Source organism: Streptomyces griseorubiginosus, assembly GCF_001514195.1.
Taxonomy (GTDB): Bacteria; Actinomycetota; Actinomycetes; order Streptomycetales; family Streptomycetaceae; genus Streptomyces; species Streptomyces griseorubiginosus.
Genome location: NZ_KQ948735.1, coordinates 566,893 through 584,931 on the forward strand (window position 1 = coordinate 566,893; position 18,039 = coordinate 584,931).

General features: G+C 70.6%; 16 protein-coding genes. 9 read left to right on the top strand and 7 right to left on the bottom strand.

Annotated features, from left to right (window positions below):
• Window positions 1–102 precede the first annotated feature (102 nt).
• The 3 genes from AQJ54_RS09030 to AQJ54_RS09040 form a co-directional block, all read right to left on the bottom strand.
• Window positions 103–1,074 (bottom strand): hypothetical protein, encoded by a 972-nt coding sequence (locus AQJ54_RS09030; protein ID WP_132839207.1) that lies wholly within the window; start codon window positions 1,072–1,074, stop codon window positions 103–105.
• Window positions 1,075–1,181: 107 nt separating this feature from the next.
• Window positions 1,182–2,186 carry a zinc-dependent alcohol dehydrogenase gene (locus tag AQJ54_RS09035; RefSeq protein ID WP_062235791.1) on the bottom strand — a complete coding sequence of 335 codons (1,005 nt, stop codon included), beginning with the start codon at window positions 2,184–2,186 and terminating at the stop codon, window positions 1,182–1,184.
• Window positions 2,183–3,340, bottom strand: coding sequence for a mandelate racemase/muconate lactonizing enzyme family protein (locus AQJ54_RS09040; protein WP_062235795.1), 1,158 nt, complete (start codon window positions 3,338–3,340; stop codon window positions 2,183–2,185). Before AQJ54_RS09040 ends, AQJ54_RS09035 begins: the two co-directional genes overlap by 4 nt.
• Window positions 3,341–3,769: 429 nt before the next feature.
• On the opposite strand from AQJ54_RS09040, the gene AQJ54_RS09045 reads away from it, so the two are divergent.
• The 6 genes from AQJ54_RS09045 (at window position 3,770) to AQJ54_RS46355 (ending at window position 11,324) form a co-directional block, all read left to right on the top strand.
• Window positions 3,770–4,813 (top strand): LacI family DNA-binding transcriptional regulator, encoded by a 1,044-nt coding sequence (locus AQJ54_RS09045; RefSeq protein WP_062027973.1) that lies wholly within the window; start codon window positions 3,770–3,772, stop codon window positions 4,811–4,813.
• Between the two features lie 154 nt (window positions 4,814–4,967).
• A complete protein-coding gene (locus tag AQJ54_RS09050) occupies window positions 4,968–5,972 on the top strand; it encodes an ABC transporter substrate-binding protein (protein ID WP_062027975.1) in 1,005 nt (334 codons plus the stop codon).
• A gap of 115 nt (window positions 5,973–6,087) precedes the next feature.
• Window positions 6,088–7,626: a sugar ABC transporter ATP-binding protein gene (locus AQJ54_RS09055; RefSeq protein ID WP_062235799.1), complete on the top strand. Its 1,539-nt coding sequence runs from the start codon at window positions 6,088–6,090 to the stop codon at window positions 7,624–7,626.
• Window positions 7,623–8,699, top strand: coding sequence for an ABC transporter permease (locus AQJ54_RS09060; RefSeq protein WP_062027979.1), 1,077 nt, complete (start codon window positions 7,623–7,625; stop codon window positions 8,697–8,699). Before AQJ54_RS09055 ends, AQJ54_RS09060 begins: the two co-directional genes overlap by 4 nt.
• Window positions 8,699–9,721, top strand: coding sequence for a galactofuranose ABC transporter, permease protein YjfF (yjfF, locus tag AQJ54_RS09065; protein ID WP_062235802.1), 1,023 nt, complete (start codon window positions 8,699–8,701; stop codon window positions 9,719–9,721). The genes AQJ54_RS09060 and yjfF overlap by 1 nt, the downstream gene beginning before the upstream one ends.
• Window positions 9,722–9,881: 160 nt before the next feature.
• Complete coding sequence (locus AQJ54_RS46355) at window positions 9,882–11,324, top strand: SCO2400 family protein (protein WP_062235805.1); 1,443 nt, start codon at window positions 9,882–9,884, stop codon at window positions 11,322–11,324.
• Window positions 11,325–11,493: 169 nt separating this feature from the next.
• Here the strand turns inward: AQJ54_RS46355 and AQJ54_RS09075 are convergent, their stop codons facing one another.
• Window positions 11,494–11,928, bottom strand: coding sequence for a MarR family winged helix-turn-helix transcriptional regulator (locus tag AQJ54_RS09075; protein WP_062237064.1), 435 nt, complete (start codon window positions 11,926–11,928; stop codon window positions 11,494–11,496).
• A gap of 100 nt (window positions 11,929–12,028) precedes the next feature.
• On the opposite strand from AQJ54_RS09075, the gene AQJ54_RS09080 reads away from it, so the two are divergent.
• Both AQJ54_RS09080 and AQJ54_RS09085 read left to right on the top strand, forming a co-directional pair.
• Entirely contained in the window at window positions 12,029–13,027 is a 999-nt protein-coding gene (locus tag AQJ54_RS09080) for an NADP-dependent oxidoreductase (RefSeq protein ID WP_020136432.1), read from the top strand.
• A 96-nt stretch (window positions 13,028–13,123) separates the two neighbouring features.
• The gene (locus AQJ54_RS09085; RefSeq protein WP_062027987.1) at window positions 13,124–13,546 is read left to right on the top strand and encodes an organic hydroperoxide resistance protein; all 423 of its coding nucleotides are present in this window, start codon (window positions 13,124–13,126) and stop codon (window positions 13,544–13,546) included.
• Window positions 13,547–13,663: 117 nt separating this feature from the next.
• On the opposite strand, the gene AQJ54_RS09090 is transcribed toward AQJ54_RS09085, so the two are convergent.
• Entirely contained in the window at window positions 13,664–14,818 is a 1,155-nt protein-coding gene (locus AQJ54_RS09090) for a serine hydrolase domain-containing protein (protein ID WP_062235808.1), read from the bottom strand.
• Window positions 14,819–15,078: 260 nt separating this feature from the next.
• Here AQJ54_RS09090 and AQJ54_RS09095 point away from each other — a divergent pair, with 260 nt between their 5' ends.
• Entirely contained in the window at window positions 15,079–15,897 is an 819-nt protein-coding gene (locus tag AQJ54_RS09095) for an EI24 domain-containing protein (RefSeq protein WP_062027990.1), read from the top strand.
• Between the two features lie 20 nt (window positions 15,898–15,917).
• Here AQJ54_RS09095 and AQJ54_RS09100 read toward each other — a convergent pair whose 3' ends face one another.
• Window positions 15,918–16,976 (bottom strand): hypothetical protein, encoded by a 1,059-nt coding sequence (locus AQJ54_RS09100; protein WP_062235811.1) that lies wholly within the window; start codon window positions 16,974–16,976, stop codon window positions 15,918–15,920.
• A 75-nt stretch (window positions 16,977–17,051) separates the two neighbouring features.
• Window positions 17,052–17,999 carry a LysR family transcriptional regulator gene (locus AQJ54_RS09105; RefSeq protein WP_062237067.1) on the bottom strand — a complete coding sequence of 316 codons (948 nt, stop codon included), beginning with the start codon at window positions 17,997–17,999 and terminating at the stop codon, window positions 17,052–17,054.
• Between the last annotated feature and the right edge of the window lie 40 nt (window positions 18,000–18,039).

Genomic DNA, 18,039 nt, shown 5'->3' on the forward strand with positions numbered 1-18,039 from the left:
GGTTCGGGGTTCCGGCAGGTGGTGCAGGGTCCGACCGAGGGAGAGGCGTGTGGGATTCTGTGGGACTACGTCCGGTTCTGTGAAGGGGCTTCGCCAGAACCGTTATGAGGGTGTGTCGAAACGCTTCAGCACCCCCGGCGTTCGTGAACCGAGCGGCGCCATGTCGCCGTCCGCTCCGTGCCGGGCGAGCAGATCGAGAGCGAGCCGGCCCCGGCGGACCCGTTCCCGGGCCGTACTGAGGGCGAGATCGCGCAGATGGTGGCCGTACGGGTAGATCCCGGGGGCCTTGGACAGGCCGAACTTGAGGTACAGCGGTGCGCCGCGCCGGATCAGTTCGGCGACCTCGTACATCCGCACATATCCGCCGAGGTCGTCGGGTGCCTCGATGTACATGTCCATGGGGGCGGCCGACACCCGCCGGATCTCGGTGAGGTGATCGAGCGTCAGATCGCTGGGCACGTTGATGGAGTCGGCGCCCAGGTTCTCGTAGACCGCGAACGCCGCCGGGTTCACCGGCCCGACGAGCGCGCTCAGCTTCAGGGTGGTGTCGTCCGGGATGAGACCGGCGGTGCGTGCCCGGTGCAGCGTCCAGAGCACGCCCTCGTCGGCCACGAGCAGGCACTTGACGCCCAACTCCGTTGCCCGGACGGCGTCTTCGACACAGCCCGCCACGGCGTCGTGCCCGCGCGCCCGCATGCCCCCGCCGCGCGAGTCGCTGCGCACCGAGCCGCCGATGTCCCAGGTGCCGCGCGGACCGGTGAACAGGCAGAGCTCGATGTCCCGTTCGCTCGTCCCCTCGACCATCTCGGTGATCTCGGCGTCCGTCAGCATCCACACACCGCTGCCCTGACTGATCCGGTGGATGGGCACGTCGAGCCGCGAGGCCTCCTTCAGGACGACGGCCAGCGCCTCCGGGCCCTCGCACGAGGGGATCTCGGTACGCCAGCGGCCGCCGCCGGGGAACGAGTGCGGTGAGGCGTCCGCGGGATCCGGGGCGGGCGCGCCGAGGCCGAGCGCGGTGAGCGCCGGCTCACCGGGTCTGCGGGCCTCCGGGGCGGAAGCGTCGGTCGTCACGTGCTGTCCTTCGTGTTCGATATCTCGGACAAGGTTCGCGGCTCGGATCATGCGGGTTTGGGGTACGTCGGTACGGGATGGTCAGGTCACCCCGTACCGACGTACGTCTAGGGGCGGAGCAGCACCTTTCCGACCGTCGGATCACCGGATCCGACCAGCTCGATCGCCTCCGGGAAGGCGTGCAACGGCAGTTCGTGCGTGATCAGCGGCAGCGGGTCGAACACGCCGGCGGCGAAGAGCCGCACCGCGTGCGCCCAGGCGGACGGCGGGGCCCCGAACACGGCGTGCACCTCCAGTTGCCGTACGACCAGGTCCGCCGGGTCGAGACCCGGCGCGCCCGGCGCCGGGATCCCCGTCAGGACCAGGCGTCCGCCGCGCCGGAGCAGGGAGGTCGCCGTGCGTGCGGCGGAGGTGGACCCGGCGGTCTCGACGACCATGTCGAAGTCGCCGGGGAGTTCCTGGTTCCGGGTGCGGAAGTCGTCGGCGCCGAAGGCCTTCGAGAGCTCTGCCCGGTCCGGCCGGGTGCCCACCATGAGCAGCTCGGCGGGCGAACTCGCCTTCAGGAACTGAACGGCGAACATCCCGAGCGTTCCGGCCCCCACGACGGCCACCCGCTCGCCGGGCACCGGCTTCAATTTGAGCAGGGCGGCCGCGACACAGGCGGCCGGCTCCAGGAGGGCCGCGGCGGTGAGATCGGCGTTGTCGGCCAGGACATGGAGCAGACGCGCGGGCAGCGTGAGGGTGGGGGCCATCGCACCCGGCTGGGTGAACCCGGTCTCCTCGTACCCCGCGGTGCACAACGTTGTCTCGCCCGCGTGACAGCGCGCGCACACCTGGCAGTTGCGGAAGCCCTCCCCGACGACCTTGCGGCCGACGAGAGTCGACGGCACCCCCGCACCGACCGCCTCGACCGTCCCGGACCACTCATGGCCGGGGATCAGCGGGTAACGGACGTACCCCTCGGGCCGGTTGCCCTGGTACACCTCGCGGTCGCTGCCGCAGATCCCCACGGCGTGGACGCGCACCAGCGCCTCCCCGGCCGTGGGCTCACGAGGCGTGTGCTCCTCCAGCCGGTGCTCGCCGGGCGCCTCGACGACGACCTGACAGCTCACTGGGTGCCCTTCGGCCTGCGCTGCTCCCAGCCCTCGGCCCACAGGTCGAAACGCGCCTGCTGCTGCGGGAACTCGGCGGCCGCGTCCACGTCCAGCTCGACACCGAGACCGGGGGCGTCGGAGAGGTGGAAGTAGCCGTCCACGACCTGCGGGGCGCCCTTGACGACCTTCTTGATCTCCGCGTCGGCGAAGTCGTTGAAGTGCTCCAGGATCTTGAAGTTCGGTGTGGTGAAGCCGACTTGGAGGGAGGCGGCGGTCAGCACCGAGCCGCCGACGTTGTGCGGGGCGATCAGCATGTAGTGGGTCTCGGCGGTGGCGGCCAGCTTCCTGGTCTCCCAGATGCCGCCGAGGTGGCCGACGTCGGGCTGGATGATGTCCACGGCCTGGCTCTCGAAGAGCTCACGGAACTCGATGCGGTCGTGGATCCGCTCACCGGTGGCCACCGGGATGTCGACCTTGGCGGCGACCTTCTCCAGCGCCTTCAGGTTCTCCGGCGGAACGGGCTCCTCCAGCCAGGCCGGCTTGAACGGGGCGAGGTCCTTGGCCAGCCGGACCGCGGTGGACGGCGAGAACCGGCCGTGCATCTCCAGCATCAGCTCGGCGTCCGGGCCGATGGCGTCCCGCACGGCCTCGATCAGGGAGACGGCGTACAGGCTCTGCTCGTGGTCCAGCTCGAAGTGGCCGGTGCCGAAGGGGTCGATCTTGAGCGCCTTGTACCCGCGCTCCATCACACCGAGGGCGGCCTTGTGGTACGCCTCGGGCGTGCGCTCCGTCGTGTACCAGCCGTTGGCGTACGCCTTGACCTTGTCGGTGACCTTTCCGCCCAGAAGCTGCCAGACCGGCACGCCGAGGGCCTTGCCCTTGATGTCCCAGCAGGCCATCTCGATCACGGCGATCCCGGACATCACGATCTCGCCGGCCCGGCCGAAGTCGCCGTACTTCATCCTCTTGACGAGGTCCTCGACAGCGAACGGGTCGGAGCCGAGAATGTGGTTGCGCTCGGCCTCCCTCAGGTAGCCGATCAGCGCGTCGGTGCGGCCCAGCATCCGGGTCTCACCGACGCCGGTGACGCCTTCGTCCGTGTGCACCTGGACGTACGTGAGGTTGCGCCATGGCGTTCCGACCACATGCGTACTGAGTCCCGTGATACGCACGTCAGCCACTCCCTAAGACTTTCGGCCCGTTCGAGATTTCGGATCATGTTCGAAATGCTGGCTCGACGGTAAGGACGGTGTAGGCGGAGTGTCAATGCTCCGGCCGGGTCGAACGTCCCACATGACCGATGCTACGGCCGTGCGACACCTGCCCGCCCTGGGGGCGTCGTGCGTCGGTCGCGTTACGCAACCGTGACGACTTCCGGCCGCAGCCCCCTTGACCGCCATGAATTGTTAGCGCTCACAATAACCTCCGCATTCAACGAGCAATGGCCGAGGGGGGTTGAGCGTCGTGTCGGCAGTGCTCCAACTGGCTTCACCAGCAGCTCACTTGGAAATGTCCGGAATTTCGACGTGACCTCGACCGCGCGCCCACGTCCGTCCACACCGCAGGCCTTGACGGCCGACGACCACCAGGGAGGTGCGACCATGCGGCACTTGCAGCTCCGGCCGCCCACCATGGCGGACGTGGCCCGGGTGGCAGGGGTGTCCCACCAGACCGTCTCCCGCGTCCTCGCGGATCACCCCAACGTGCGCAAGGAGACCCGCGCCAAGGTCCTGCGGGCGATCGAGGAGATGGGCTACCGCCGCAACTCCTCCGCACGGGCCCTGGTCACCCGACGCACCCGGACGCTGGGGGTGGTCGCGTCCAACACCACCCTCTACGGCCCGGCCAGCACGCTGTTCGCGCTCGAGGAGGCGGCGCGGGCCGAGGGGTACACCGTCTCGACGGTCAATCTGCGCAAGCTGGTCGTGGACACGCTCTCCGAAGCCCTGGACCACCTCGGCGAGGGCGGAGTGGAAGGTGTGATCGTCCTCGCCCCGCAGCGGTCGGCCGCCGAGGCCCTGGCCGAACTCCGGCGCCCCTACCCGGTGGTGGCCGTCGGGACCGGGTCCGGCGCGCAGATCCCCAGCGTCAACGTGGACCAGCACCTGGGCGCCCGGCTCGCCACCGGTCACCTGCTGGCCGCCGGCCATGCGACGGTCTGGCATCTCGCCGGGCCCGAGGACTGGCAGGAGGCGGTCGACCGGACCGTCGGCTGGCGGACCGCACTCGAAGCGGCGGGCATCGAGCCGCCGGCCCCGCTCCAGGGCGACTGGAGTCCGCTGTCGGGCTACCGGGCGGGCCAGGAACTGGCCGGCTGGGTGGGCCGCGGGCTGACCGCCGTCTTCGTCGCCAACGACCAGATGGCGCTGGGGGTGTTGCGGGCCCTGCGGGAAGCGGGGGTGCGCACTCCCCAGGACGTCGCGGTGGTCGGCTTCGACGACATCCCGGAGTCGGAGTTCTTCGCTCCTCCGCTGACCACCGTCCGGCAGGATTTCGCGGAGGTCGGCAAGCGGAGCATCTCCCTGCTGCTGGACCTGATCGAGGGCCGGTCTCCCTCCGGTGTCGAGGGGGTCCAGATCGAACCCCAACTCGTCGTCCGCGCCAGTACGTTCCCGCACTCGCCCCAGCCGGGGGACCCCGGCTGACACGGCACCAGCCGATCCCATTCGCACATCAGTGTGATCGGTATTTCGAATGATGATCGACGGGGTGGACAAGACGCAGCGTCCGCCCCTCGCACCAGGGTCCGTCGAGGACCGACGGTCCGATCCCGGGCCGACTCTTCAAAGGAGAAGAAACATGCTCAACAGGAGAAACTTCCTCACCGCGGCGGTCGGCGTGGCGGCGGCGGGCGGCCTGGCGGCCTGCGCCAAGGAGGACAAGAGCTCCACCGGCACCTCGTCCGGCGGCAGCAAGGCGATCACCCTCGGCTTCTCCCAGGTCGGCTCCGAGAGCGGCTGGCGCAGCGCCAACACCACCTCGGTGAAGGAGGCCGCCAAGGAGGCCGGGTTCAACCTGAAGTTCTCCGACGCCCAGCAGAAGCAGGAGAACCAGATCTCCGCCATCCGCAGCTACATCGCGCAGAAGGTGGACGTCATCGCCTTCTCCCCGGTGGTCGTCACCGGCTGGGACGCGGTGCTCAAGGAGGCCAAGGCGGCGAAGATCCCGGTGGTCCTCACCGACCGGTCCGTGGAGACCTCCGACGACTCCCTGTACGTCACCCTGGTCGGCTCCGACTTCACTGACGAGGGCCGCCGCGCCGGCAAGATCCTGGAGAAGGTGCTGGCCAAGGCCGGCGTCAAGGGCCCGGTGAAGATCGCCCAGCTGGAGGGCACCACCGGCGCCGCCCCGGCGATCGAGCGCGCCAAGGGCTTCAAGGAGGTCATGGACGCCGACCACAAGGGCGACTGGAAGATCGTCGTCAGCCAGACCGGTGACTTCACGCGTGCGGGCGGCAAGCAGGTCATGGCGGCCTTCCTCCAGTCCAACCCGGACATCAACGTCCTCTTCGCGCACAACGACGACATGGCCATCGGCGCCATCCAGTCCATCGAGGCCGCCGGCAAGAAGCCCGGCAAGGACATCCTCATCGTCTCGATCGACGGTGTGAAGGACGGCTTCATCGCGATGTCCGAGGGCAAGATCAACGCCATCGTCGAGTGCAACCCCCTGCTCGGCCCCCAGCTGATGGAGGTCGTGAAGACGGTCCACGACGGCGGCTCGGTCGAGCGCTGGATCAAGACCAAGGAGGGCGACTTCATGCAGGACCAGGCCAAGGCCGCGCTCCCCACCCGTAAGTACTGACCGACCGCACCCACCGGCGGGGAGCCAGGGGCCGGCCGAGAACACTCTCGGTCCGGCGGGCTCCCTGCGGGCCCGGCCCGCAGTGGGCCTGAGCCGATTCACGAGGAGCGCTGCCATGGCAGAGCCGCAGCCCGTCCTGGAGATGACGGGCATAGTCAAGGAGTTTCCGGGGGTCAGGGCTCTGTCGGGCGTCGACTTCCGGCTCTTCCCCGGCGAGATCCACGCCCTGATGGGCGAGAACGGGGCCGGGAAGTCCACTCTGATCAAGGTGTTGACCGGGGTCCACACCCTGGACGGCGGCACCATCACCCTGGACGGGAAGCCCGTGCGGATCGGCAGCCCGCTGCAGGCGCAGCAGGCCGGCATCAGCACGGTCTACCAGGAGGTCAACCTCTGCCCCAACCTGTCGGTCGCGGAGAACATCTTCATCGGACGTGAACCCACCCGCGCGGGCCGCATCCAGTGGAAGCGCATGCGCAGCGAGGCGGCGAAGCTCGTCGACCGCCTCGGACTCGACGTCGACGTCACCGCACCCCTGTCCGCCTACCCGCTGGCCGTGCAGCAACTGGTCGCCATCGTGCGGTCGGTGGGCACCGGCGACAGCGACGGAGAGGGCTCCGGCACCAAGGTGCTGGTCCTGGACGAGCCGACGTCCAGCCTCGACCGCGACGAGGTCCTCGAACTGTTCCGTCTGATGCGGCAGTTGAGGGACGAAGGCGTCGCGATCCTGTTCGTGTCGCACTTCCTCGACCAGATCTACGAGGTCTGCGACCGGATGACCGTCCTGCGCAACGGCGCCCTGGTCGGCGAGCACATGGTCCGCGACCTCGACCAGGTCGGGCTGATCGAGCTGATGATCGGCAAGGCACTGGACCAGCTGGAGGAACTCCACGACCAGCAACTGCACGCGGATGTCGGTGAGCCGCTGCTGAAGGCGGAGGGCCTCGGAAGGACCGGCGGTGTCGCCCCCTTCGACCTGGAGATCAAGAAGGGCGAGGTGGTCGGACTCGCCGGCCTGCTCGGCTCCGGCCGTACCGAACTGGCCCGGCTGCTCTTCGGCGCCGACCAGCCGGACAGCGGCAAGCTGACCGTCGGCGGCGAAGCGGTGTCGATGAGCGCCCCGAACGACGCCATCGGCGCCGGAATCGCGTTCTGCTCGGAGAACCGCAAGACCGAGGGCCTGGTCCCCGATCTCACCGTGCGGGAGAACATCATCCTCGCGCTCCAGGCGGCCCGCGGCTGGACACGGCCCATTCCCGCCTCCCAGCGCGACGAACTCGTCGCCAAGTACATAGCGGCGCTGGACATCCGCCCCGCCAACCCCGAAGCCCGGGTGGGGCAGTTGAGCGGCGGAAACCAGCAGAAGGTGCTGCTCGCCCGCTGGCTGATCACCCAGCCGAAACTGCTGATCCTGGACGAGCCGACCCGCGGCATCGACATCGGCGCCAAGACGGAGATCCAGAAGCTGGTGGTCTCCCTCTCCGAGGACGGCATGTCCGTGCTGTACATCGCGGCCGAACTGGAGGAAGTGCTCCGGCTCAGCCACACCATCGGAGTGCTGCGCGACCGCAAGCTGGTGGCGCAGCTCACCAACGGGCCCGAGATCACCACCAGCAAGATCCTCGAGACCATCGCGAGCGGAGAACACCAGTGACCACCCCCTCCCGCTGGCGAGCACTGACGCGCCATCACCTCTTCTGGCCGGTAGCGGTCCTGGTCGCCCTGCTGCTCGTCAACGTCCCCTTCACGCCCGACTTCTTCGCGATCCACATGACGAACGGCCACCTCTACGGCAGCCTCGTCTCGATCGTGCTGTTCGGTTCGCCCCTCATCCTGGTGGCGGTCGGCATGACCCTGGTCATCGCCACCGGCGGCATCGACCTGTCGGTCGGCGCCGTGGTCGCCATCACCGGGGCCCTGACCTGCTCGTACATCAGCCACCAGGCTGACCAGAACGCCCTGTCCGGCGTGTTGCTGGCGATGGGTCTCGGCCTGGTGGCGGCGGTCGTCTGCGGTCTGTGGAACGGCTTCCTGGTCGCCCGGATGGGCATCCAGCCCATCATCGCGACCCTCATCATCATGGTCGCCGGCCGGGGCGTGGCCCAGCTGATCACCGACGGCCAGATCATCACCGTCAACAGCGATCCGTACCAGCTGATCGGCGGCGGCTACTGGCTGACCCTGCCCTTCTCCATCTTCGTGGTGGCCGCCGTCGTGGCCGTCACCGTGGTGCTGACCCGCCGTACGGCCCTCGGCCTGCTCGTCGAGGCGGTCGGCGGCAACGCCGAGGCCAGCCGCCTGGTCGGCATCAGGTCCCGTCGTATCAAGATCATGGTGTACGTGTTCTGCGCCGTGTCCGCCGGTATCGCGGGCCTGATGATCAGCTCCAACACCTCGGCCGCGGACGGCAACAACGCCGGCCTGTGGATCGAGCTCGACGCGATCCTCGCCGTGGTCATCGGCGGCACCTCGCTGCTCGGCGGCCGCTTCTCCATCGGCGGCACGGTGATCGGGGCCCTCGTCATCCAGACCCTGACCACCACGATCTACACCATCGGCGTGCCGACCCAGACCAACCTGGTGTTCAAGGCCGCCGTGGTCATCGTCGTCTGCCTGCTCCAGTCCCCGAAGTTCCGCGCCAAGGTCTTCGGCGCCCGCGCGAAATCCGCCGCCCCGGCCGCGCCCGCCGCACCGGCCGAGGCCGCTCCCAAGATGGAGGTGTCGTGATGAGTGCGACCACCCGGACCCCCACGACACCGGAGAGCCGGACCACGTCCACGTCCGCGCGCCTGCTGGGCGACCGGCGGCTGCCCGTCCTGGTCACCGCCGGCCTGTTCCTCGTGATGTACATCGCGGGCCTCAGCCGCTACCAGAACTACGGCTTCGGCGAACCGCAGGTGTTCCTCAACCTGTTCATCGACAACAGCTATCTGCTGGTCGCCGCCGTCGGCGCCACCTTCGTCATCATGTCCGGCGGAATCGACCTGTCCGTGGGTTCCGTGATCGGCTTCACCACCATGCTCACCGCCTGGCTGGTGCAGGACGTGGGCCTGCCCCTGCTGGTCGTCGTGCCCATCTCCCTGAGCGTGGGCGCGTTCGGCGGCTTCCTCATGGGCTACGTGATCCACAACTTCGAGATCCAGCCGTTCATCGTGACCCTCGCCGGACTCTTCCTCTTCCGCGGTCTGTGCCTGGTCATCAGCAAGGAGTCGATCGCCATCAGCGACTCGGCCGTGAGCAGCCTGGCCGAGACACGGATATCGCTCGGCGTGGGAGACCTGTCGATCGGTGCCGTGGTGGCCCTGGTGGTCCTGGGCGTCGCCTTCTACGTCCTGCACTACACGCGCTTCGGGCGCCGTGTGTACGCCATTGGCGGCAACGAGCAGTCGGCCCTGCTGATGGGGCTCCCGCTGGGCGGCACGAAGATCGCGGTCTACACGATGAGCGGCTTCTGCTCCGCGCTCGCCGGTCTCCTCTTCATGCTCTACATCCAGTCCGGTGACCCCTTGCACGCCGTGGGCATGGAACTCGACGCGATCGCCGCGGTCGTCATCGGCGGCACCCTGCTGACGGGCGGCTCGGGCTATGTCCTGGGAACCCTCTTCGGCGTCCTCGTGCTCGGCCTGATCAAGAGCATCATCCAGTTCGAGGGCACCCTCAGCTCCTGGTGGACGAAGATCGCCACCGGAGTGCTGCTCTGCGCGTTCATCCTGGTCCAGCGGGCCATGACGGCCCGTAAGGCGACCTGAGGCGACGCGACGCAGCTCGCTCCGGCGATCTTCGCGAGGCGGTTTCGGCGCGATGGGGCGGATCATCCGCAATCCGTCGCGCCGAACTCGCCGGTCCGCACACAACCTTCACACAAGTCCTCGGGATTCCTGCTCCCGGGGCCCATAACCTTCCCGCGTCATGGACTACTGCGACCCGTGCCGACGGCACCTCAACGGCGCCCTCGCCTGCCCGGGGTGCGGCACCCCGATCGAAGCGCTGGGCACGGCACGCGCGCCGTACGACCCGAGCCCGTCCGGTTCCCACGGGGGCATGGCGGGGCTGTACGCGGGGGGTGCGGCGGGCGGGTACGGCGTCCAGGTCCCGTACGACACGACCGCTCCCGTCGGCGGGCACGGCGGCGGGGGATACGTCACGCCGGCGCCAGCGGCGTCCGAGGCTTCGTACGGCGGGGCCGTCGGGGCGGTGCCGGGTGGCTCGGGGTACGGCGGAGCCACCGGGGCGGTGCCGGGTGACCCGGGGTACGGCGGAGCCGCCGGGGCGATGCCGGGTGACCCGGGGTACAGCGGGGCCGCCGGGGCGGTGCCGGGTGACCCGGGGTACGGCGGAGCCGGCCACGGCAGCGTGCCCTACCCGAACGGTTCCACGGGCGGCGAGTCGAGCGCGGGTCGCGCTCCAGCGCTTGCGGCCGCGGGTGCGGACTCCGGCTCCGGTCTCGGGCCCGGCTTCCCTCTTGATGCCGGTTCCGGCGCGGGCTCTGGTGTCGGTCCGGGCGGCGACCCGGGTCCGGGTCCCGGCGCGGACTCGGGGTTCGGCTCGGGCTCAGGTCTCGGCTTCGACCCGGGTGCAGGCGCCGGTTCCAGTGCCGGGTCCGGGTCCGGTCCCGGACTGGGCCCCGGAGCCGGCCCCGACGCGCAGGCCGACTCGTCGGGCGCCGGTGACGAAACCGCCCCCGCGGACGACACCCCGGCCGAGGGGCGGGCCTCCCGGCGGCGCGCGCGGGGCCGAGACGCCGAGGACGCGGGTGCCGAGTACACGGGGAGCGCGGACGGCCCCGACCGCTCCCGCCACCCCGAGGACGACGACCAGGGCAGTCACGGCGAGGACGACTACGACGAGGACCCCGACTCCTCCAGTGGCGGAGCCAGTCGGCGAGACCGAAAAGCCGCGGCCCACCGCCGGCGTCGCCGCAGGACCCTGCTGATATCCGCCGGCTTCGTGCTCGCGGCCGGCGGTCTGAGCCTCGCGGAGCTGGGCATGGACGCCCCGGGATCCGCCCCGAAACCGGCGACGGTGGGCGAGGATTCGGCCGAGGGCGGCGCGTCCCCGGACGCGAGCGAAGCGACGTCGACGGCCACCGACTCGGGCGGAGCCGCTGCTTCGGCGTCCCCTTCGTCGTCCGCCTCCGCATCCCCCTCCGCTTCCGCGTCCAAGAGCGAGGACGCGAGCAAGAGCCCCGCCCCCCGGCCGACGGCCACCACGAGTCCGGGCGCCTCGACCCCCAGGGCGACGGCCACAGCGACGAACGGCGGCTCGGCCCCCACGGCCGCCCCCACGACAACGGCCCCGAGCCCGACCGCGTCCCCCACCCAGTGCGACCGCTTCCTCTGGTGGTGCACCTAGACCTGGCCCTGGCCCGTCTTGCGTCCGCGGCCCGGCGGGGGCTGGTCGCGCAGTTCCCCGCGCCCCTAGGGGGTTGCAGCTCGAACCGGCCTGGGCCGTACCCACTCAGGGGCGCGGGGAACTGCGCGACCAGCCACAACGCACCCGCACCCGGCAACCGCGAAACGGCCTACGCGTCCCGCATCCGCCGCAAAAGATCCCGCAACGACTCCCGCTCCCCCTGGGACAACCCCGTAAGCGGCTCCCGGGCAAACCGCAGCCCTTCCCGCAGCGACCGAGCCACCCGCACCCCTTCCTCCGTCGCCGCCGCCACCTTCACCCGCCGGTCCGCCGGGTCGGGCCGCCGCTCCACCAGCCCGCGCGCCTCCAGCCGGTCCACGATCCCGGTGACGTTGGACGGCTCGCATTTCAGTTTTTGCGCCAGCTTGCGCATGGGCAGCGGCTCAAGGGACAGCAGACTCAACAGTCGCGCCTGCGCCCCGGTGAGGGCGTGTTCCGCGGCCGCGTCCTCGTAGTCCGAGTAGAAGCGGGCCACCACATCGCCGATGAGTTCCACGACTTCCATGGTCAGTGGATCCGGCCGGGTCTTGTGAGGTGTGGGCATGCCCACCACAGTACCTCTTTACTTGACAACCTGAAATATCCAGAGGCATGGTTGTTTCAGGTACTGAAGTAAATCGCAGTGATTCTCGAAAGGCTCTGTCATGATCAACCGCGAATGGCACCTGCTCAGCCGTCCCGTCGGCTGGCCCAAGCCCGAGGACTTCGCCCTGGTCGAGGCGGAGGTCCGGCAGCCCGGCGAGGGACAGGTCCTGGTGCGGAACAAGTACCTCTCCGTCGACCCGTACATGCGCGGCCGCATGAGCGCCGCGAAGTCGTACGCCGCCCCCTTCGAGCTGAACAAGGTCATGCAGGGCGGCGCGGTCGGCGAGGTCGTCGCCTCGAACGCCGAGGGTGTCGCCGTAGGCGACCACGTCCTGCACTTCAACGGCTGGCGCGAGTACGCCACCTTCGACGCCAAGCAGGCCGTCAAGGTCGACGCCGACGCCGCGCCCCTGTCCACCTACCTCGGTGTCCTCGGCATGACCGGCCTCACCGCCTACGCCGGCCTGCTGCGCACCGCGTCCTTCAAGGAGGGCGACTCGGTCTTCGTCTCCGGCGCCGCGGGTGCCGTCGGCAGCCAGGTCGGCCAGATCGCCAAGCTCAAGGGCGCCTCCCGCGTCATCGGCTCGGCCGGCTCGGACGAGAAGGTCAAGCTGCTCGTCGAGGAGTACGGCTTCGACGCGGCCTTCAACTACAAGAACGGCAAGGTCAGCGACCAGCTGCGCGAGGCGGCCCCGGACGGCGTCGACGTCTACTTCGACAACGTCGGCGGCGACCACCTCGAGGCCGCCATCGGCTCCCTGAACCAGGGCGGCCGGATCGCGATCTGCGGGATGATCTCGGTCTACAACAACACCGAGCCGGCCCCCGGTCCGCGCAACCTCGCGCGGCTGATCCAGACCCGTGGCCGTATCGAGGGCTTCCTGGTCGGCGACCACTACGACCTCCAGCCGCAGTTCGTCTCCGAGGTCGGCCCGTGGGTGGCCTCCGGGCAGCTGAAGTACCGCGAGACGGTCGTCGAGGGCATCGAGAACAACCTGGAGGCGTTCCTCGGGGTCCTGCGCGGCGACAACACCGGAAAGATGATCGTCAAGCTGTGACCCTGTGCTGGACTTCCGGCATGCGGTAACTTCTTTCCGAATCCCGCCGTCGATCGTGGGCGCGAGTCGCGGTGGACCGAGGAGGAAGACACCCGCATGCCGGAAATCCAGCAGTCCGACGTCCTGTACACCGCCGTCGCCACCGCCGAGAACGGCCGTGACGGCCGGGTCGCCACCGCGGACGGCAGGCTCGACGTCATCGTCAACCCGCCCAAGGAGATGGGCGGCAGCGGTGCCGGCACCAACCCCGAGCAGCTGTTCGCCGCCGGATACAGCGCCTGCTTCCAGGGCGCCCTCGGTGTCGTCGCCCGTCAGGAGAAGGCCGACGTCTCCGGCTCGACGGTCACCGCGAAGGTCGGCATCGGCAGGAACGCCGACGGCTTCGGACTGATCGTCGAGATCTCCGCGACCATCCCGAACACCGACCCGGCCACGGCCCGGGCCCTCCTGGAGAAGGCCCACCAGGTCTGCCCGTACTCGAAGGCGACCCGCGGGAACATCTCCGTGACCCTCGCCTGACGAGGCTCGTTGGGCCTACCAGGCGCGGGCGGCACCCCTGGACGTGGGGCGGCCGCCCGCGCCTGCCGTCTGCGGCCGAGGCCGCAGGAGCCGCCGCCCCCAGGGCGGCCCCCACGGTCATCCGGCTGCCAGCGCCGCCTTGTGCACGGCTCTGACGAGCCGCTGGTTCTCCGGCGCCGCCCCTCCCGGGAACGTCATCCGGCGGCGGGTGTAGCCGTAGGCCAGGCCGCTGCGGGGATCGGCGAAGGCCTGCGAGCCGCCGGCGCCGCTGTGCCCGAAGGCGCCGGCGCCCAGGAACGGGTGGGTCATGTCGGCCGTGGCCTGGAAGCCGAGGCCGAAGGACCGGTGGGCGCGGGCGACCAGGTCGTAGCCGATGGAGTGGATCTGGCCCACCTCCGCGACGGTGTCCGGCTTCAGCAGTGGCGGACGGTCCGCGACCTCGCTGATCGCCGCCGCGTACATCCCGGCCAGACCCCGCGCCGCCGCCACTCCGCCCGCCGACGCCGGCCCCTTCGCGCGCACGGCACGGGAGTTGGCGTGGTCCAGCAGCTCCGTCGGTTCCGCCGCCTGGAGGTTGGAGGCGATCCCGGTCAGGGTGTACGGCCCGGTCGGCATCGCGTCGAGCAGGGCCTGCTGCTCGGGGGTCGGCAGCATCGGCTGCACGGAACGGAACCGCGGCTCCAGGGAGGCGGGCAGCCCCAGGTGGAAGTCCAGCCCGTACGGCGCCCGGATCCGCTCCTCGTACACCTCCTGGAGGGTGCGGCCGGTCGCCCGCCGCACGATCTCTCCGGTGAGCGCGCCGATGACGTACGCGTGGTAGCCGAAGGCCGTGCCGGGGCGCCAGAACGGCTTCTGGTCCGCGAGCCGTTCCGCCATCGCCCGGTCGTCCGCCAGTTCCTGCGCGCTGAAACCGCCGTCGATGCCCACCACGCCGGCCCGGTGCGCCAGCAGGTCGCGCAGGGTCAGCTGGCCCTTGCCCTCGGCCCCGAACTCCGGCCAGTAGTAGGTGACTTTGCGGTCCAGCTCCAGCGTGCCCTCCTGGACGAGGAGGGCCACCACCAGATGCGCGGCGCCCTTGGTCGACGAGAACACGCCGTAGAGGGAGTCGGGCCGGACGTCCGGTCCCGCCCACAGGTCGACGACCCGCCTGCCGTGCACATGGGCGCACAACTGTCCTTCGTAGTCGGGCCGTTCACCGGCGACGAAGGCGGCGAACTCCTCACGCACCGCCTCGAAGCCGTCCGCGACGGTGCCGTGGATCTCCTGCGTCATCCGCTCTCCTCAACTTCGGCCGCTGCTCGCGTGCGCCGTCCAGCGGGTTCCCGGAGGCGTACGACCGCTCCACGCACACCCCTGGCTCGTGATGTGCACGCGTACCTCCTACGGAGCTTCCTGAGATCGGTACGGCGAGATGTACCTCTTCGACTCAACAGCAGCGCGGGGGAGTCGGTGGCGCGGATGCCCCGGATGGCGCATCCCCTGCCGCCCGGACGGGGCACGGGTGCGAACGGGCACCCGATAGGGTTCTGGCCATGCGTGATCTCGGGGCGGGCTTCCACTATCTCCTGAAGGGCCAACGATGGGTGGCCCGGCACGGCAAGCAGTACGGCTTCGGGCTGATCCCGGGCCTGATCACCCTGGTGCTCTATCTGGGCGCCCTGGTGTCCCTGGCGACCTGGGGCGAGGACATGGTGTCCTGGGCGACCCCCTTCGCCGACGGCTGGTCGAGCCCGTGGCAGGGCCTGTTCCGCGGCTTCCTCGCGGTGCTCCTGTTCGCCCTGGCGCTCCTCCTCGCCGTCCTGACCTTCACGGCCGTCACCCTCCTCATCGGCCAGCCCTTCTACGAGAGCCTCTCCGAGAAGGTCGACCGGGACGTCTCCCCGGACGGCACCGCCCCCGAGTCCGGCCTCCCGCTCTGGCGCGAGCTGTGGATCTCCGCGCGGGACAGCCTGCGCATCCTGATCCGGGCCGGGCTGTGGGCCGTCCTCCTCTTCGCCCTCGGCTTCGTCCCCGTGGCCGGACAGACGGTGGTCCCGGTGCTCGGCTTCTTCGTCACGGGCTTCTTCCTCACCGAGGAACTCACGGCGGTGGCCCTCCAGCGCCGCGACATCGACCTCCGGGCCCGCCTCGCCCTCCTCCGCTCCCGCAAGGCCCTCGTCTGGGGCTTCGGCACCCCCCTGGGCCTGTCCTTCCTGGTCCCCTTCGTCGCGGTGTTCCTGATGCCGGGAGCGGTGGCGGGCGCGACGCTGATGGCCCGGGAACTGCTGGGGGAGGAGAACCGGGACGAGGACAGGGACGAGGACAGCGACGAGAACACGCAGGACGAGGAGGAGCCGGTTCCCGGCCCGTAGTCGGCCCCCCCCGGAGCGTCCTACGCCCCCACCGCCACCGCCACGATCGCCCGGACCTGCGCGATGATGTCCACCCGGTTCCGCACGAACCCCGGATCCGTCACCGCCCCCGTCGCCGGATCGGTGTTCCCCGCCCCGAACTCCAGCACCGGCGTGTGCACATGCCCGCCCGGCAGCACGTCGTGGAGCCCCAGCCGGTCCCGCAGCAGGGTGGCCCGGTAGGCGATCTCGTTGGAGAGGTAGTTCCCGCCGCCCCCGGCCCGCGCGGTGGACCCCTCGGTCGGCCCGTCGGGACGGACGACCGCCTCGGTCCCGCCCGCCGGGATCTCGGTCACGCTCGTGTTGTCGTAGACGGGGAACCGCCCGGTGTCCGCGGCCACGATCGCCTTGTACGGCAGCGTGGTCGTCGTCCACTGCGGCTGCGAGGCCGGATCGCCGACCGGCACCGTCCCCGTCACACCGATGTTCTCGTTGTCCGGGAACCCGCCCCGCCAGGCCCCGTTGGTCCGCTCCACGTCGAACCGCCCCACCCGCCCCTGACTCACGGTCGTGAAGAGGTCCACCTTCCTCAGGTACGGCCGCAGCGCCCGCTTCAGCCGCTGACCGGCCGGATACCGCACCGCGTCCTGCCCCCGCGAGGTCCGCTCCAACTCACCGAGCAGAGCCGTGCGTTGTGCGTCCGTCAGCCCGAACGACGGCTCCCAGGTGCGCACTTCCCGAGTCATCCCCAACCGCGCCCAGTACAGCGGCCGGTCGTCGTCCCGGCTCAGGTCCCCACCGGCCGGCCCCCGCCCCTGCGCCCGGTCGACGGCCCGCCGCCACAGCCCGGACCCCTCCCGTACGACGACCTTCCGCGCCTCGGCGTAGGAGAGCGCCGCCCCGAGCGCCCGGGTGAAGTGCCGCGTCACCGCGTCGAACCCGGACCGTTCCAGGATCTCCCGCGGCACCGGCCTGTCCAGGCGCTGCTCCTCCACCGTGGCCGAGGGTGCCGCCTCCGCCGCCACGGCCGTTGTGGGGACCACCGGTCCCGCCAGCAGGACCAGTCCGAGCATGCCGATCCGAACGCGCAGGGAAGTCAAGGGAGTTCGGGTCCTTCCGTCGCTGTGGGGCGCGAGTGGTGCGGGACCACGGCAGTATCGCCTGCCCCAAGTGGTCTACGCCATGGGGCGCGACGTACCAGGAATCCGCACCGCCGCCTCCCGCATCGCACCGACGAAGGCCTCCCCGGCGGGCGACAGCGACCGTCCCCTCACCACTGCCGCGTACACCGCCCGCGCCGGCGCCTCCTCGTCCCGCACCGGCACCAGCGCGACGTCCGGCCGGACCGACCCCGCCGCGAGCGCCGGAACCAGCGTCACCCCGAGCCCCGCGGCGACGTACCCCTGCTTCGCGGTCCACTCGCCCACGACATGCGCGATCCGCGGCCGGAACCCCTGCCGCAGCGCCGCGTCCAGCAGCGTGCCCTCGGGCCGCGGGCTCCCGGAGATCCAGTCGGCGTCCGCGAGGCGGCCCAGCCGTACGGGGCCGCCGTCGGCCAGCGGATGTCCGGCCGGGACGGCGACGTACAGCGACTCGTCGAGCAGATGGTGGAGGACGTACGGCTCCAGCGCCGCGCCCCCGGTCGTCGACACGACCGCGAGATCCAGGTGCCCGCCCGCGAGCCGGTCCAGCAGGGCCGGTGTGAGGCCCTCCTCGCGGGTCACCCGCACCCGAGGACTGCGGTCGCGGAAGACCCCGAGGGCGAGCGGAACCAGCGCCGCGTCCGCGGTCGGGAAGGCCCCGAACCGCAGCCGCCCGCCCGCCGCTTCACGAAGCGCGGCCAGCTCACGGGCGGCCCCGTGCAGGGCCCCGGTGACGGTCTCGGCGTACGGCATCAGCACCCGCCCGGCCTCCGTCAGCCGCACGCCCCGCGGCAGCCGGTCGAACAACGGCCCCCCGCCGAGCGCCTGTTCCAGCGAGGAGATCTGCCGGGACACCGCCGACTGCGTCCACCCCAGGGTGCGCGCGGCCACGGTGAACGACTCCTGCCGGGCCACCTCCAGGAAGACCCGCAGCCAGACGGTGGCGAGGTCGGGGACTCCGGTGCGATGCGGGTCGGGCATGGCAGCCATGCTGGACATTCGCTTGTCGCATCGCAAGCCC

Excerpts from the sequence above, each read along its gene's own strand:
- AQJ54_RS09045 (WP_062027973.1), top strand. The coding sequence starts at position 3,770 with ATGCGGCACTTGCAGCTCCGGCCGCCCACCATGGCGGACGTGGCCCGG.
- AQJ54_RS09050 (WP_062027975.1), top strand. The coding sequence starts at position 4,968 with ATGCTCAACAGGAGAAACTTCCTCACCGCGGCGGTCGGCGTGGCGGCG.
- AQJ54_RS09055 (WP_062235799.1), top strand. The coding sequence starts at position 6,088 with ATGGCAGAGCCGCAGCCCGTCCTGGAGATGACGGGCATAGTCAAGGAG.
- yjfF (WP_062235802.1), top strand. The coding sequence starts at position 8,699 with ATGAGTGCGACCACCCGGACCCCCACGACACCGGAGAGCCGGACCACG.
- AQJ54_RS46355 (WP_062235805.1), top strand. The coding sequence starts at position 9,882 with ATGGACTACTGCGACCCGTGCCGACGGCACCTCAACGGCGCCCTCGCC.
- AQJ54_RS09075 (WP_062237064.1), bottom strand. The coding sequence starts at position 11,928 with ATGCCCACACCTCACAAGACCCGGCCGGATCCACTGACCATGGAAGTC.
- AQJ54_RS09080 (WP_020136432.1), top strand. The coding sequence starts at position 12,029 with ATGATCAACCGCGAATGGCACCTGCTCAGCCGTCCCGTCGGCTGGCCC.
- AQJ54_RS09085 (WP_062027987.1), top strand. The coding sequence starts at position 13,124 with ATGCCGGAAATCCAGCAGTCCGACGTCCTGTACACCGCCGTCGCCACC.
- AQJ54_RS09090 (WP_062235808.1), bottom strand. The coding sequence starts at position 14,818 with ATGACGCAGGAGATCCACGGCACCGTCGCGGACGGCTTCGAGGCGGTG.
- AQJ54_RS09095 (WP_062027990.1), top strand. The coding sequence starts at position 15,079 with ATGCGTGATCTCGGGGCGGGCTTCCACTATCTCCTGAAGGGCCAACGA.
- AQJ54_RS09105 (WP_062237067.1), bottom strand. The coding sequence starts at position 17,999 with ATGCCCGACCCGCATCGCACCGGAGTCCCCGACCTCGCCACCGTCTGG.